General features: G+C 71.7%; 11 protein-coding genes. 6 read left to right on the forward strand and 5 right to left on the reverse strand.

Annotated elements, in window-relative coordinates; translation table 11 throughout:
• Positions 1-6 precede the first annotated feature (6 nt).
• The 4 genes from QCD66_RS22360 to QCD66_RS22375 all read right to left on the reverse strand — a co-directional run bounded on the left by QCD66_RS22360 (position 7) and on the right by QCD66_RS22375 (position 7,353).
• Positions 7-1,023, reverse strand: coding sequence for a LacI family DNA-binding transcriptional regulator (locus QCD66_RS22360; protein ID WP_364212136.1), 1,017 nt, complete (start codon positions 1,021-1,023; stop codon positions 7-9).
• A 73-nt stretch (positions 1,024-1,096) separates the two neighbouring features.
• Positions 1,097-4,396, reverse strand: a complete 3,300-nt coding sequence (locus QCD66_RS22365; RefSeq protein WP_407566766.1) for a discoidin domain-containing protein — start codon at positions 4,394-4,396, stop codon at positions 1,097-1,099.
• A gap of 84 nt (positions 4,397-4,480) precedes the next feature.
• Positions 4,481-5,947: a glycoside hydrolase family 43 protein gene (locus tag QCD66_RS22370; RefSeq protein WP_375735683.1), complete on the reverse strand. Its 1,467-nt coding sequence runs from the start codon at positions 5,945-5,947 to the stop codon at positions 4,481-4,483.
• An 89-nt stretch (positions 5,948-6,036) separates the two neighbouring features.
• Positions 6,037-7,353, reverse strand: coding sequence for a cellulose-binding protein (locus QCD66_RS22375; protein ID WP_357539733.1), 1,317 nt, complete (start codon positions 7,351-7,353; stop codon positions 6,037-6,039).
• A 390-nt stretch (positions 7,354-7,743) separates the two neighbouring features.
• On the opposite strand from QCD66_RS22375, the gene QCD66_RS22380 reads away from it, so the two are divergent.
• The gene (locus QCD66_RS22380; protein ID WP_375735684.1) at positions 7,744-8,769 is read left to right on the forward strand and encodes a LacI family DNA-binding transcriptional regulator; all 1,026 of its coding nucleotides are present in this window, start codon (positions 7,744-7,746) and stop codon (positions 8,767-8,769) included.
• A 50-nt stretch (positions 8,770-8,819) separates the two neighbouring features.
• Positions 8,820-9,005: a DUF6767 domain-containing protein gene (locus QCD66_RS22385; RefSeq protein WP_364212149.1), complete on the forward strand. Its 186-nt coding sequence runs from the start codon at positions 8,820-8,822 to the stop codon at positions 9,003-9,005.
• 105 nt (positions 9,006-9,110) lie between these two features.
• Here the strand turns inward: QCD66_RS22385 and QCD66_RS22390 are convergent, their stop codons facing one another.
• Complete coding sequence (locus QCD66_RS22390; RefSeq protein WP_375735685.1) at positions 9,111-10,379, reverse strand: hypothetical protein; 1,269 nt, start codon at positions 10,377-10,379, stop codon at positions 9,111-9,113.
• 123 nt (positions 10,380-10,502) lie between these two features.
• On the opposite strand from QCD66_RS22390, the gene QCD66_RS22395 reads away from it, so the two are divergent.
• The 4 genes from QCD66_RS22395 to QCD66_RS22410 are packed head-to-tail and all read left to right on the forward strand — an operon-like array spanning position 10,503 to position 14,606.
• Entirely contained in the window at positions 10,503-11,633 is a 1,131-nt protein-coding gene (locus tag QCD66_RS22395) for a FecCD family ABC transporter permease (protein WP_375735686.1), read from the forward strand.
• A gap of 1 nt (position 11,634) precedes the next feature.
• Positions 11,635-12,420, forward strand: coding sequence for an ABC transporter ATP-binding protein (locus QCD66_RS22400; protein ID WP_375735687.1), 786 nt, complete (start codon positions 11,635-11,637; stop codon positions 12,418-12,420).
• A complete protein-coding gene (locus tag QCD66_RS22405) occupies positions 12,417-13,406 on the forward strand; it encodes an ABC transporter substrate-binding protein (RefSeq protein WP_364212161.1) in 990 nt (329 codons plus the stop codon). The genes QCD66_RS22400 and QCD66_RS22405 overlap by 4 nt, the downstream gene beginning before the upstream one ends.
• 6 nt (positions 13,407-13,412) lie before the next feature.
• Positions 13,413-14,606, forward strand: coding sequence for an MFS transporter (locus tag QCD66_RS22410; RefSeq protein WP_375735688.1), 1,194 nt, complete (start codon positions 13,413-13,415; stop codon positions 14,604-14,606).
• Positions 14,607-14,611: the final 5 nt, after the last annotated feature.

A 14,611-nucleotide genomic window follows, 5' to 3' on the forward strand; every position in this document is an offset into this window, starting at 1 on the left:
GACCGGTCAGGGCGGGCCGGCGGTGCTGCGCCGGGTGACCAGGATCGGCGCCACCCGCGACCCGACGGCCGGTCCGGCCGCCGGCCCGGCCTCGATCAGGTCGAGCAGGGCGGCCAGGCAGCGCCGGCCGACCTCGTCGAAATCCTGCCGTACGGTCGTCAGGGGCGGGAACATGTACTCGGCCTCGGGGATGTCGTCGAAGCCGACGACGCTGACGTCCTCGGGGACGCGCACGCCGCGCTCGTGCAGGCCGCGCAGCAGGCCGAGCGCGGTCTGGTCGTTGGCGCAGAAGACCGCGGTGGCGCCGGTGCCGTCGACGAGTCGGGCGGCCCGGTAGCCGCTGCGGGCGCTCCAGTCCCCGGCGACGACCGGCGGGACCGGGCGCCCGGCCTCCTCCAGCGCCGACCGCCAGCCGTCGGCGCGGTCGCGGGCCTCCAGCCAGTCACCGGGCCCGCCGACGTGCCACACGGTCTCGTGCCCGAGGTCGAGCAGGTGCCGTACGGCCAGCCGGGCGCCGGCGACCTGGTCGACCGAGATCGCCTGGATCTCCGACCCGACCGCGGACTCGACGGCCACCGCCGGCACGCCCCTGGGCAGGCTGTGCAGGGCGGCCGCGGCGGCGACCTGCGGGGCGATGACGACGACCCCGGCGACCGACTGCTCGGCCAGCACGTCCAGGGCGGTCACCACGCCGGCGTGGTCGAGCTGTTCGAGGGTGACGATGTTGACGCCGTACCCGGCGGCGCGGGCGGCCCGCTCGATCCCGAGCAGGGTCGCCGCCGGGCCGTAGAGCAGCGTGTCGAAACTGACCACGCCGAGGGTGCGGGGCCGGCGGCCGGCCAGCCCGCGGGCCAGCGGGTTCGGCCGGTAGTTCAGTTGCTCGACCGCGCGCAGGACCCGCTCGCGGGTTTCGGCGCGCACGTGCGGGTGTTCGTTGAGCACCCGGGAGACGGTCTGGTGGGACACGCCCGCCAGGCGCGCGACGTCGTGTATGACGACGGCCCGGCCGGGTGTCGACACCATCTGTTCTCCTCGGTTCGTCGTGCGATGGGGATCGGCCGTGGGTGGGCACGGTTCGCCCACCCACGGCCGGCGGTCAGCCGTACGCCTTCACCTCCAGCAGGCCGACCGATCCGGCTCCGCTCTCCAGCAGCACCCGCAGCCGGGTGGTGGACAGCGCCGGGAACGTCACCACGTTGTAGGCGTTGGCTGCGGTCGGGTAGCCGCTGGCGCCGGGTACGTCGGCGTACCCGCTGCCGGTCCAGTACTGCAACCGCCACGAGGCCGGCAGCCGTACGCCGCCGTTGTCGTCGAAGAAGTAGACCTGCGCCGACCGGAGCGTCTGCGCCGATCCCCAGGTCAGGTCGGCCCACTGCTGGCCGGTGTTGGGCCAGGTGCCCCAGCGCGGGTTGACGGTGTCGTTGGAGTTCGGTGGGTCGATGCCGTCGTTGAGGGCGGCGACGCTCTCCCACGGCGAGGTGTACGACGCCGACGGGGTCGCGGTGCCGGCGAGGTTGGCCGGGCCGGGGTCCGGGCCGCCCCCGCCCCGGTTGAAGACCTTCACCTCGGTGAGTCCGGTCTTGTAGCCGGACGCGTGGGTGAACTGCACCCGCAGCCGGGTGGTGTTCACGGCGGTGAACCGTACCCGGTTGTGGTTGGCCTGCGGACTGCCGGGCGTCTTGACCTGGGCGGCGGCGTTGACGAAGGTGCTGCCGTTCCAGTACTGGACGTTGTACGACGCGGGCGCCCGGTAGCGGTTGGTGGCCCGGTCGTTGCGGAAGTGGAGCCACACGTCGTCGACGGTGCGGGACTGGCCGAACGACACCTCGTACCAGTCGGTGGTGTTCGGCGAGCCGTAGCTGCCCCAGATCGGCTCGTTGATCGGGAACCCGTCGACCGCCGCGCCGGTCGAGGTGCCCGAGGCGGTGTACGACGCGGAGACCGTGGCGCCCTGGGCCAGGTTCGGGGTCGTCGAGGTCAGGTCGGCGCCGGCCTTGGCGAACATGTCGACCATGCGGGCGCTGTTCTGGACCACGTTCTGCGGCGCCTGGAGGCCGGGTACGGCGGTGCTGTAGGTGGTGCTGCCGCCGGCCGGCAGGCTGACCGTGCCGGTCGCCGGGTTGTAGAGCACCCGGGTGATCCGGTCGACGGTGAAGGCGCGGGTGCCGTTGAGGTAGACCGAGTAGCCCTGCGGCACGCCGCTGTAGCGGGTGACGCCGTCGGCCGGGTCGTCCCAGACGATGCTCAGGTCCATGTTGCGGTAGCGCAGGTTGTTCACCGCGAAGTGCGACCAGTTGATGTTGATCGGGGACAGCTCGATCTGGGCGTCGGTGCGCGGCCGCAGGCCGGCGACGTCCTCGATGACGGTCCAGTTGCTGCTGCCCAGGATGTTGTGGTGAATCCAGGAGCGGTAGTCGATGTTGCGGGTGCCGGCGTTCCAGTTGGCCCAGAACTCGTTGGCGTCCGGCCACTGGGTGTTGCCGCCGACGTACTGCGCCCAGGCGTTCCAGTAGAGCAGCTTCTTGTAGTCCTCGGCCGACATCCACTGGTTGGGGTAGTTGCGCAGCACCGACGAGTAGAGCCGGAACTGCACGGTGGAGTTGATGGTGGAGAAGTTGTTGCTGCCCGGGAAGCCGGCCGCGGCGGCGGCCGCCTTGTCGCGCTGGTTGGCGGTGTAGAACGGGAACACCGGGTATTCGGCCGGGTCGGCGAACAGCCGCAGCGCCTCGCGGTACTGGGCGGTGTTCGGCATCAGCCCCACCGAGTACGGGTAGTAGTTGTTGATCTCCTTCCACGGCACGTGCGCGTTGGTGGCGACGTGCTTGTGCTCCAGCAGTTGCCGCGACGGGTTCCACAGCGTGTTGATGACGCCGTTGCGGATGCGGTCGGCCAGCGTCTGCATCTCGGCCGCCTTGGCGGTGTTGCCGAGCAGGGCGTACGCCTGCTGGGCGGCGACCGCCCCGCTCCAGACGTACGCGGTCTCGGCCCGGTCGAGCCGGCCGGCCCGCCAGTCGAAGGAGACCGCGTCGGCGTCGTTGCCGGTCAGGGCGCCCCAGTCGTACTCGATGACGCCGTTGTTGTTGGTGTCGTAGTAGGACAGTTGGCCCTTGGCGTCGCCCTCGGCGTAGCGGGCCAGGTTGCCGGCGATGACCGGCTGGCCGCCGTGGATCTGGTAGCTGCGCCAGGCCGCCTCGGAGATGTACTGGGTGTAGGAGTTCGACCAGTTCTCCGGGTCGCCGGGGTTGTCCATGAACCGGCCGCCGCGCGAGGTCTGCCCGACCGACAGCCAGGGGCCGTACGAGTAGACCGGGTTGCGCAGGTATTTCAGGTCGTCGATGTGCATCGGCTGGGTCAGCGCGATGGCGTTGTTGTAGCCGGTGACGCCCTCGATCGACACCGGGAACTGGAAGTCCTGCCCGGGGATGTCGACGTCGAGGTAGTTGTAGCGCATCAGCCACCAGCGGTAGTAGATGTTCTTCTTGATGGCCGCGTCGGGCACGTCGATGTACGGGACGTTCTCCGCCCACCAGCGGTTGTAGTCGCGGACGTGGGTGGCGAACGCGGCGTCCGGGGCGTAGCCGCGGTAGGCGTTGTACTCGGTCAGCGACTGCGGGATCTCGTCGGTGACGAAGCCCATGACGACCTTGGTGGTGACGGTCTGGCCCGCGCCGACGGTGACCGACCGGTTGAGCCCGCCGCCGCTGACCGTGAACCCGTCGCCGGACAGCCGGGGCCGGATGGTGGTCAGGTTGTTCTTCACCTGCCGGCTGCCGGTCAGCTCGCTGCCGCTGCCGGTGGTGGCGTACGGCGAGGTGGCGCGCAGTTGCAGGGTGGTCGATCCGGTGCCGTTGTTGCGGATCGACAGGTTGGTGACGGCGACGTTGTTGTGGGTGATGAACTTGGTCATGTCGACCCGGACCGAGCCGCTGGTGTAGACGCCCTTCCAGTGGCTCGGCGACTGCCACCGCCCGCTGACCTGCTCGGCGAAGGTGCCGGGGGTGACGGTGACGGCGTACGCGTTCTGGCTGCTGATGTTGTCCCAGTAGGCGGTGTTGCCGCCGAAGCCGATGACGCCGGGGTTGTGGGTGTACATGTACAGGCCGCGGCCGCGGGTCATCAGCCACGTGCCGGCGGGGTCGTTGCCGGGCCGGGCGAGCAGCCGGTCCATCCAGAAGTCGGTGCCGGCGCTCTCGGCGTCGTAGATCGCCTGCATGGTGTTGCCGGTGTTGTAGCCGACCGGCGGGGCGGGGATCGCCGGGCCGGAGAAGGTGGGATAGCCGATTGTCTGGGCCGCCTGGGCGGCGGTCGCGGTGGGGACGGTCAGGGCGCCGGTGGTGAGTACGGCGGCCAGCGCCAGTGCCAACGGCCTCCGTACGGAGTCCACTGTGGATGGCATGGCGGCACCTCCAGGGGTGGGGGTGGGACGGGGTGGCATGCGGGTCGGGGCCGGCGGACGGGTGCGCCCGCCGGCCCCGGGCGGTCAGCTCTGGAAGGCCATCCACTCCAGGACGCCGGTGGACAACCCCGGCCTGGACGTGATCGACAACCGGAGCCGGGTGGTCGAGACGGTGTTGAAGGTGGTGACGTTGTACGTGTCGCCGGCGACGCCGCACGCCGACTGGCCGGGCACCGCGACGTACGAGCTGCCGTTCCAGTACTGCACCTGGCAGGAGGCGGGCAGGTCGATGCCCTGGTTGTCGTCGAACCAGTAGGCGGCGACCCGGTTGATCGAGCGGGCCGACGGCCAGGTGTACTCGATCCACTGGGTGCCCTGCTGCGGCCAGTTGCCGTACGCGAGGTTGCCGCGGTCCTGCGAGTTGGCCGGCACTCCCCCGTTGTTGATCGCGGCGAGGCTCTCCCAGGCCGAGACGTGCGAGGTGCCAGCGGTGGCCGACGGGGCCAGGTTGGTGCCGGACGGCGGCTGGCCGGGGCCGCCGGGGCCGGGGTTCGGCGGCGGGCCGGTCGTGGTCTGGACGACCTTCTGCATGGTGCCGTCGGCGTTGAAGTAGAGCCGGTCGACGGCGACCGAGCGGCGGAAGTTACCGCCGCCGGGGGCGTTCGCGTTGTGGTAGACCATGTACCACTGGCCGTTGAACTCCACCACACCGGCGTGGTTGGTGGTCGACGAGACCTGGTCGAGCACGACGCCGCGGTGGGTCCACGGGCCGAGCGGGTTGGTCGCGGTGGCATACCGCTGGCAGGCGTAGTTGGAGTTGGTCACGCAGCCGTTGGTGTCGTTGGCGGCGTAGATCATGTAGTAGAGGCCGTTGCGCTTGAACATCCACGGCGCTTCCCAGAAGTTGGTCAGCCCGGTCGGGGTGACCACCGCCCCGTCCAGCTCGATCATGTTGGACTTCAGCTTCGCGGCCCGGGGACCCCAGTAGCCGCCCCAGTAGATGTACGCCTGACCGTCGTCGTCGGTGAAGACGGTCGGGTCGATGTTGAGTCCGGACGAGTTCGGGGTGCTGTCGCTGATCAGCGGGCCGCCCTTGGCGTCGGTGAACGGGCCGAGCGGGCTGTCGCCGACCGCGACGCCGATGTTCATCCAGCCGGGGCCGTTGCCGTTGATCGAGGTGTACCAGTAGTAGCGGCCGTTGCGCTCCTCGACCTCGCTGGCCCAGGCGTCGGCGCCGGCCCACGGGAACGTGCCGATGTTGGCGCGGGCGCCGCGGTCGGTCCAGTTGGCGGCGTCGGTCGAGGAGAAGACCCGCCACTCGCGCATCACGAAGTTGTTGACGCCGGTCGCCGCCTCGTCGCGGCCGGCGTAGATGTACATGGTGTTGCCGACGACCAGCGGCGCCGGGTCGGCGGTGTAGATGTTGGTGACGATCGGGTTGGCGGCGTGGGCCGGCAGGACCGGCGCGGCGAGGGCCGCGACCAGGGCGGCGGTCAGGGCCGTGGCACCGGCCCGCCGGCGGGTACGTCTGGCGGTGGGGGAAGTGGGCATGCGCGGCACCTCTCGTGGGGCACGGACGCGGGAGGGGTGGGGCACCCCACGGCCACCGGGCGTGGCCGTGGGGTGCCGGTCGGTGCGGGTCAGTAGCCGTAGCGGTTCTTCAGGTGCCGCCACCAGTCGCGCAGCATCCACCGGTCGAAGTCGGTGATCGAGCTGGCACTGCCGGCACGCATGAGGAACCCGCCTACTCCCGACGGGGTCCAGTCGTAGAAGTCGTCCAGACCGAAGGTGTGGCCGATCTCGTGGAGCAGGATCGTCATGTTCTCGGTGTTGAGGTTGTTCATGTAGTACTCGCGGCCCATCCGCTGGCCCCAGTCGCCGCCGGCCCCGCCGCCGAAGCCGTCGGTGAGCCACAGCGACTGGTCGTAGTGCCGGGAGGCGCCACCGGGGCAGTTCGGGTACTGGCCGTTCTGGTTGAAGAACCGGCCGCAGGGCTCCGAGCACTGCGGGGCGTTCTCCCGGATGTTGTTGACGTAGATGTCGACCGAGTTGTCGGACCACTGCAACTGGGCACGGTTACGCACGGCCCAGCCGACGACGCGGATCGGCACGTCGTTGTACGGCCAGGCGTTGTGGCCGACCATGACGTCCATCCACTTCTTGTACTGGCGGGCGAGGGTGGCGTGGATCTGGTCGCGTTGCGCGGCGGTCACCGACGCCGACGAGTCCCAGCGGACGCAGAAGTTCAGGTAGCCACCGTTGGCCATGACCTGGTCCCAGCCGTAGTTGCGGAACCCGTACAGGTTGCCGTTGTTGTAGGTCTCCTCCTGGTGCCGCCAGACCTGGTCGAGGGGGGTCACCAGGTTGGCCGGCGGGTTCCACCCGCTCGACGGCGGCGGGGTCGTGGGGCCGCCCGGCCCGTTGGCGTGCGCCTTGACCTCGAGCAGCCCGACCGATGCCGTACCGCTCTGCAGCACCACCCGCAGTTGCGTGGTGCTGACGGCGTTGAAGGTGACGAGGTTGTAGCGGTCCCGCAGGATCGGGTAGCCGCTGGCGCCGGCGACGTCGACGAAGCCGCTGCCGTTCCAGGACTGCACCCGCCAGGAGGCGGGGAGCCGGACCCCACCGTTGTCGTCGAAGAAGTAGACCTCGGCGGCGCGGATGGTCTGCGGACTGCTCCAGGTCAACTGGACCCACTGCTGGCCGGTGTTGGGCCAGGTGCCCCAGCGCGGGTTGACGGTGTCGTTGGAGTTCGGCGGGTCGATGCCGTCCCTGATCGCCGCAACGGACTCCCACGGCGAGGTGTAGGACGCCGTCGCGGTCGCGGTCCAGGCCAGGTTGTCACCGGGTACGGCGTGGGCGACGCCGGTCCCGACCACCCCCAGCCCCGCGGCCACGGTAGCGGCGAGCAGTCCGGCCAGGGCCGGTGCGAAAGTACTTCGCCATCGGCTTCTCACGGGATCCTCCTTCATGGATGAAGATCGATATATGGAACCCGGATCCGCCCTCTCATCCGTGGAGCCGCCTGGGAGGGTGAGCCGGGAGTGTTACCTCCTGAACGCGCCCGGAGACGACCCCCGGACGTGGCCGCCGCGACCGTCGGCCCGGGCCGACCCCGCTGGCGACGTCACGACCATGCGGCCACCTCACTTCGCTCGGTCACGGCACCCCCGCACACCTCTACGCAGTGAGCACCATCACTGCGGTTGACCGCCACAATGGCCTACGAAAACCTTTTCGGCAAGATGGCTCCTGTGTTACGTACAGGTCACGACAGGTTGATCTGCACGTTGACCACCAGGCATAGAATCTCTTCAGACTCCGAAAAGAAAACCGAAAGGATTTCGGTGGGCAGGAAACCTTCGCAGAACGTGACGCTGAGCGACGTGGCCCGGCTGGCCGGCGTCTCGGTCGCCACCGCGTCCAAGGCGCTGAACGCCCGGGCCCAGGTGGCGCCGGCCACCCGGCAGCGCGTCCTGCAAGCCGCCGCCGAACTGTCCTTCCAACCCAACGCCCTCGCCCGCGGCCTCATCTCCGGCCGCACCCGCACCATCGGCCTGCTCACCGACGAACTCGGCGGGCGCTTCTCCATCCCGATCCTGCTCGGCGCCGAGAACGCCCTGGGCAACGAACAGATGTCGGTGCTGCTCTGCGACGCCCGCGGCGACGCCATCCGGCGCCAGCACTACATCCGTACGCTGCTCGCCCGCCAGGTCGACGGGTTCATCGTCGTCGGCGACAGCAACGACCTGCGCCCGTCGCTCACCCCCGAGATCCCGGTCCCGGTCGTCTACGTCTACGGCGAGTCCACCGACCCGTCCGACCTGTCGTTGCTCGCCGACGACGAGGGCGGCGCCCGGCTCGCCATCGAACACCTCGTCACCCTGCGCCGCCGCCGCATCGGTCACATCACCGGCCCGCAGAGCTACCGGGCCGCCCGCGACCGGGTCGTCGGGATGCGCAAGGTCCTCGCCGAACACGGGCTGCCGCTGGCCGGCCGTGAACCGCTTTACGGCGAATGGTCCCAGCGCTGGGGCCGGCACGCCGCCCGTACCCTGCTCGCCACCGACCCCGACCTCGACGCGATCTTCTGCGGCAACGACCAGATCGCCGCCGGAGTCACCGAGACCCTGCACGACCTCGGCCGCCGGATTCCCGACGATGTCGCCGTCGTCGGCTACGACAACTGGGAGGTGCTCGCCGCCGACTGCCGGCCGCCGCTGACCACCGTCGACCTCAACCTCCAGCACCTCGGCGCCACCGCGGTCACCCACCTCTTCGCCGCCCTCGACGGCAGGCGCCCGTCCGGCGTGATCCGCCAGCCCTGCCGGCTGGTCGTCCGCGAGTCCACCGGGCCGGCCGCCCACCGCTGACAGGTCCTCCGGCCCTGGTCGCACCGGCCGGGAGCGGTCAGCGTGGACACATGGAGAGTCGCGCGAAGAGCCGGCCGGAGGCACGGTGCCCGATCCGGCCGGGCGAGCCGTGCACGCTGTGCCAGCTCGACGTCACCGGCCCGCAGGACTGCGGCCTGGTCTATCTGGTCATGCACGACGACGAACTGCGCGAGGGCCTGCACCGGATGTCCGTCCCCGACGCCGCCGACCGATGACCCGAACACCGACGGCCAACTTCGGTGATCGTCTGCTGTTCCGCCGTCAGCTCTCGGCGCGTCGAACGGCTTCACCGCAGACGATCATGGTCGGCGGGCACTGGCTCATGGACGGGCGGTAGCGGTGGCCCCGGCCAGGCGGGCCAGGGCGGCGGCGCGGACCTCGGTCGTTTCGATCGGGTCGTCGCGCAGGTGACACAGCCGTTCGCGGGTCGTGTCGGTGAGCGGCGCGTGCCGGGCTGCCAACAGCCGTACGCCGGCTTCGCAGTCCCACAGCCCTTCCACGAGGCAGCGTGACGCTCCGGCCGGATCCAGCGCCACCCACGCCCTGAGATAGTCGGATCGCTCGAACGAGTGCGGACTGAACCACAGCCGGCCCAGTCGGGGCAGGACGTCGACCGCCGCCGGGCCACCGATCCGGGCCAGACCTTCGACGAGAACGTCGTAGCCGCACAGATCATCGGGGCGGCCGTCCAGCCAGTCGAGGCCGGCGATGAGCGCCGCCGCGTCGGTGTCGTCGCCGTGTGCGGCCAGGATGCGCAGCGCGGTCCAGGTCAGCGGGTGCGCTGGGGTCGCCGCCCAGTCACGGGCGGCCGGGAGCGCCGCCGGGCCCAGCCGCCTGATCACGGCGGACAGGGCGGCTCTGGGGCCGCCGGCGAGGAGATCGTCGACGAGTTCGAGAAGTGCCGGCTCGGGTGGCCGTCGGCGCAGTTCGCGCAACACCGGATCGTGGTCGCGGGCGTGGGCCGGGTCGCGTAGTCGGGCCAGCAGGGTAGCGGTCGGCTGATCGGCGAACGGCCGGGGCGACACCGGTCGGCACGCGGCGGCGACTCGGTCGGCGATCCAGGCGTCCCGCGCTGCCCAGGTGGTCCACGGCGGTGATCGCCACCACGCTTGGTCGGCGGCCGACGCGAGGCGGCCCGCCACACTCGGATACAGGTCCTCCCACCGCTCGGAAGGCCAGGAGCCGGCGACCTTTTCCAGCACGTCCAGCCACCGATCACCCGCTCGGATGTAGCGGTGGACCCCGTCGACCGCGTCGCCGGCACCGGCCCGGCCCAGCGCCTCGAGCACCTCGAGCGTGTTCTCGAACTCGTTGTCGTGGTCGGACTGCTCGGCCGGGACGGTGAACAGCCGGTCGGCGATCGGTTCGACCGGCATCTCCAGGTCGCGGACCAGCCGGGCCAGGTACACCGCCCGATCGTCCACCTGCCAGTCCCAGCGGTGGTCGCGTCGCAGGCAGTGGGCGATCAGGTCGGGTGCCGCCGGATCGGTCATGGCCCGCAGGGCGCCACGGCCGAGGCCCCGTTGCAGGGCGCCGGCGAGTGTCGGCCGACCGTCGAACCACCACCTGTCGTCGGTGTCGTCGCTCATCGGCGGCAAGTGTGCGCCGGGTCGCACCTGGCGCGCACCGGGTTTCCGGTCGGACCGGCCGGCAGGTATAAAGATCCTCGAACACGGTTTCCGTTTTCATTTTCGGTTGGAGGTCACCCCGCCATGCCGCCGACACCCGCCGCGCCGACCGACGTCGGCGGCACCCCCCTGCCCACCCAGCGCCGCCGGGCGGGCACCGCACACGCCGGCCCGCCGGGCGGCCGTACGGCGCTCGGGGTGGCCGTCGCGGCGCTGGCCGTCGCCCTGCTGGTGTCCGTACTGCTGGCCATCGGGCTGGGACCGGCGAACGTCGCACCGGCCGACACCGCCCGCTACCTGTGGGCGGCGCTGACCGGCGGCCGGATCACCGCCGACGAGGTCGCCACCTACCAGATCGTGTGGCAGATCCGTACCCCACGGGTGCTGCTCGCGGCCCTGGTCGGGGCCGGCCTCGCCGCGGTCGGGGTGGCCGTGCAGGCGATGGTGCGCAACGCGCTGGCCGACCCGTTCGTGCTCGGCATCTCCTCCGGCGCGTCGGTCGGCGCCGTCGCGGTCACCGTCACCGGTGGGCTGGCGGTGTTCGGGATCTACGCGATGTCGGCCGGCGCGTTCCTCGGCGCGCTGCTCGCCTGCGTCCTGGTGTACGCCGCCGCGCGCGGGCCGGGCGGCATCGCGCCGCTGCGGCTGGTGCTGACCGGGGTGGCGATGTCGTTCGGACTCCAGGCGGTGATGAGCGTGATCATCTACCTGGCCCCGAACAGCGAGTCGACCAGCACCGTCCTCTACTGGACGATGGGCAGCTTCGGCGCCGCGACCTGGGGCGCGCTGCCGCTGCTGGCGGTCCTGGTGCTGGGCTGTGTCGCCGTCCTGCGCCGGCACGCCCGGTCGCTGGACGTGCTGGCGCTCGGCGACGAGACCGCGGCGAGCCTCGGCGTGCACCCCGACCGGCTGCGCAACGGCCTGCTGCTGCTCACCTCGGTGGTCACCGGGGCGATGGTCGCGGTCAGCGGGGCGATCGGTTTCGTCGGCCTGGTCATGCCGCACGTCGTACGCATCGTCGTCGGTGCCGGCCACGCCCGGGTGCTGGCGGTCGCGCCGCTGGCCGGCGCGGTCTTCATGGTCTGGGTCGACCTGGTGTCGCGGACCCTCGTCGCCCCGCGCGAACTGCCGCTCGGGGTCATCACCGCGCTGGTCGGCGTACCGGTGTTCGTCACGCTGCTACGTCGGCGCGGCTACCTGTTCGGGGGGCGTTGAGATGGACCTCGTCCTGTCCGGGCTGACGGTGACCGTCAACGGCCGGCACCTCGTCCACGACCTCTCCCTCGACGTCGCCGGGGGACGCGTCGTCGGCCTGGTCGGCCCGAACGGCAGCGGCAAGTCGACGGCGCTGCGCTGCGTCTACCGGGCGCTGCGGCCCAGCGGCGGCGTGGTCCGGGTCGGCGGCGAGGACCTGGCCGCGATGCCGATGCGGCGCAGCGCCCGCACCGTCGCCGCCCTGACCCAGGAGGGCGGCGCCGACCTCGACTTCACCGTCGAGGAGGTCGTCGCCCTCGGCCGGGCACCGTACCTAGGGGGCAACCAGGCGCTCGGCGCCGCCGACCGGGAGCTGTGCGCGGCGGCGATGGCGCGCCTCGACGTGGCGCACCTCGCCCGCCGCGGCGTGCTCACCCTGTCCGGCGGCGAGCGGCAGCGGGTGCTGGTCGCCCGCGCCCTGGTCCAGCAGCCGCGGGTCCTGGTCCTCGACGAACCGACCAACCACCTCGACGTACGGCACCAGATCGGGCTGCTGTCGCTGCTGCGCGGCTGCGGGCTGACCGTCCTCGTCGTCCTGCACGACCTGAACCTCGCCGCCGCGACCTGCGACCGGATCGGTGTGCTTTCGCAGGGCCGGCTGGTCGCCGCCGGCACCCCCGACGAGGTGCTGACCGTCGACCTGGTCCGCGACGTCTTCGGCGTGGACGCGACCGTCGTGCCACATCCGCGCACCGGCACCCCGCAACTGCTGTACTCGCTCACCCCGCAAGGAGGAACCACCCCGTGACATCCAGGACAACCCGCTCCGGGCTCGCGCTCGGCGTACTCGTGACCCTGCTCGCCACCGGCTGCGGCGCCGAGGTCGCCGACAGCGCCGGGACGGCCGCGACGGTCACCGTGCCGCGCTGCGGCGAGGAGGTCGAATACCGTACGCCGCAGCGTGCGGTCGCGTACGAGGGCGGCAGCGCCGACAAGCTGTTCGCGCTCGGGCTGACCGACCGGGTGCACGGCTACGTGATGCCGCCGGCGAACCCGCCGGTGACCGAATCGCCGTGGGCGGCCGAGTACGCCAGGGTCGAGATGCTCAGCGACGACCTCCTCAACAAGGAACTCGTCGTCGACGCGAGGGCCGACCTGGTGGTGGCCGGCTGGAACTCCGGCTTCAGCGACCAGCGCGGCATCACCCCGCAGATCCTCGACCAGCTCGGCATCCAGAGCTTCATGCACAGCGAGAGCTGCTTCAACTACCCGAACTTCCCGCAGCGGCTCACCCCGTTCGAGGGGCTCTACAGCGATCTCGAACGCCTCGGCGCGATCTTCGGCGTGCCGGAGCGGGCCGGCACCGTCGTCGCCGACCTGAAGGCGCGGGTCGCGGCGGTGCAGGCGCGGGCGCCGCAGGGCGACCCGGTGCCGGTGTTCCTCTACGACTCCGGCACCGACCAGCCGTTCACCGCCGGTGCCCAGGTCCCGCCGACCGACATCATCCGGATCGCCGGCGGTCGCAACATCTTCGCCGGCCTCGACGCCCGCTGGACCCAGGTCGGCTGGGAGGCGGTCACCAGCGCCCAGCCGGAGGTGATCATCATCCTGGACTATGGCGACCAGCCCGCCCAGGAGAAGATCGACTTCCTGCGGACGTCGCCGCTGACCCGTGAACTGCCGGCGGTACGCGACAACCGTTTCTTCGTCCTCGACTACAACGAGGGGATCAGCGGTCCACGCAATGTGGACGGTCTGGAGAAGTTCGCCGACTACCTGCGCACGCTGCCCTGACGTTCCGTGGTGGACACAGCGGCGAAGGGTGCGGTGCCCGGGGATCTGCGGATGGCCGGGCAGCTCTGGCCGGTGCTGCTCGCCTCGGCGGTCGGGCTGCTGCCGTACACGGTCTTCAGCACCTTCCTGGTGCCGATCGCCGACGCGACCGGCGGTGGCGAGGCGGCCGTCGGCGGCCTGCGCGGCCTGGGCGGCCTCGCCGCCCTGGCCGTCGGTACGGCGTTCGCGCCGCTGATCGGCAGGCTGCCGGTGCACCTGTCGGCGGCCGGTGCCCTGCTACTGCTCGCCGTCTCGTCGCTGCTCGGCGCGGCCGGCACGTACGCCACCATCGCCGCGTTCTGTGTCCTGGTCGGCGCCGCCACGGCGGTCCTCAACCCGGCGCTGGCGACGGCCGCCGCCGACCGGTACGGCGACGGGCCGGCGGCGGCGCGGGCCGCGACCCTGGTCACCGCCACCCAGTCGATGACCGCGATGCTGGCCGCCCCGGTCATCGCGGTCCCGGCCCTGTGGTGGGGTTGGCGCGGCGACCTGGTGGCGACGGCGGTCGTCGCGGCGGTGCTGGCGATGGCGTTCCTGCGGCGCGGCCGGGGCCGGGCGGCCCCCGCCGCCCGGCTCGGCTACGTCGCCACGTTCCGGGCGCTGGCCGCGGTGCCCGGTGCCCGCTCGCTGCTGCTGGTGGCGTTGCTGCGGACCGCCGCGTTCATGGGCTACCTCGCCTACCTGGCCGCGTTCTACGACAGCCGGTTCGACCTGTCGCCGGGCTGGTTCGCGTTCGTGTGGACCCTCAGCGGCACGTCGTTCTTCCTCGGCAACCTCGTCACCGGCCGGCTCGCGAACGCCGGCGACGACGGCCGGCCCCGGCGGCTGCTGCTGGCCGGGCTGGCCGTCGCCGTGGCCGCCATGTTCGGTGTCTTCCTCGCTCCGACGCTGCCGGTCGCCCTGGTCTGCACCGCCGCGCTCGGCGCCAGCCACGCCGTCGTCGCCGCCTGCGTGGTCAGCCTGCTGGTCCGCCGCTGCGGCGCGCAGCGCGGCCCGGCGCTGAGCCTGAACGCCGCCGGCATGAGTCTCGGCGTCTTCGTCGGGGCCACGGCCGGCGGAATCGGCCTGGGCGCGGGTGGCTATCCGGGCGCGGCGGTCGCGCTCGCCGCCCTCACCGCGGTTGCCCTGGTCATCGCCGCCGGCCTCGCAAGATCCGCGTGATCAGG

Origin of the sequence: Polymorphospora sp. A560, assembly GCF_045781765.1 — a bacterium.
Classification (GTDB): domain Bacteria; phylum Actinomycetota; class Actinomycetes; order Mycobacteriales; family Micromonosporaceae; genus Polymorphospora; species Polymorphospora lycopeni.

Coding starts and splice junctions, on each gene's coding strand:
- QCD66_RS22360 (WP_364212136.1), bottom strand. CDS start 1,023: ATGGTGTCGACACCCGGCCGGGCCGTCGTCATACACGACGTCGCGCGC.
- QCD66_RS22365 (WP_407566766.1), bottom strand. CDS start 4,396: ATGCCATCCACAGTGGACTCCGTACGGAGGCCGTTGGCACTGGCGCTG.
- QCD66_RS22370 (WP_375735683.1), bottom strand. CDS start 5,947: ATGCCCACTTCCCCCACCGCCAGACGTACCCGCCGGCGGGCCGGTGCC.
- QCD66_RS22385 (WP_364212149.1), top strand. CDS start 8,820: ATGGAGAGTCGCGCGAAGAGCCGGCCGGAGGCACGGTGCCCGATCCGG.
- QCD66_RS22390 (WP_375735685.1), bottom strand. CDS start 10,379: ATGAGCGACGACACCGACGACAGGTGGTGGTTCGACGGTCGGCCGACA.
- QCD66_RS22395 (WP_375735686.1), top strand. CDS start 10,503: ATGCCGCCGACACCCGCCGCGCCGACCGACGTCGGCGGCACCCCCCTG.
- QCD66_RS22400 (WP_375735687.1), top strand. CDS start 11,635: ATGGACCTCGTCCTGTCCGGGCTGACGGTGACCGTCAACGGCCGGCAC.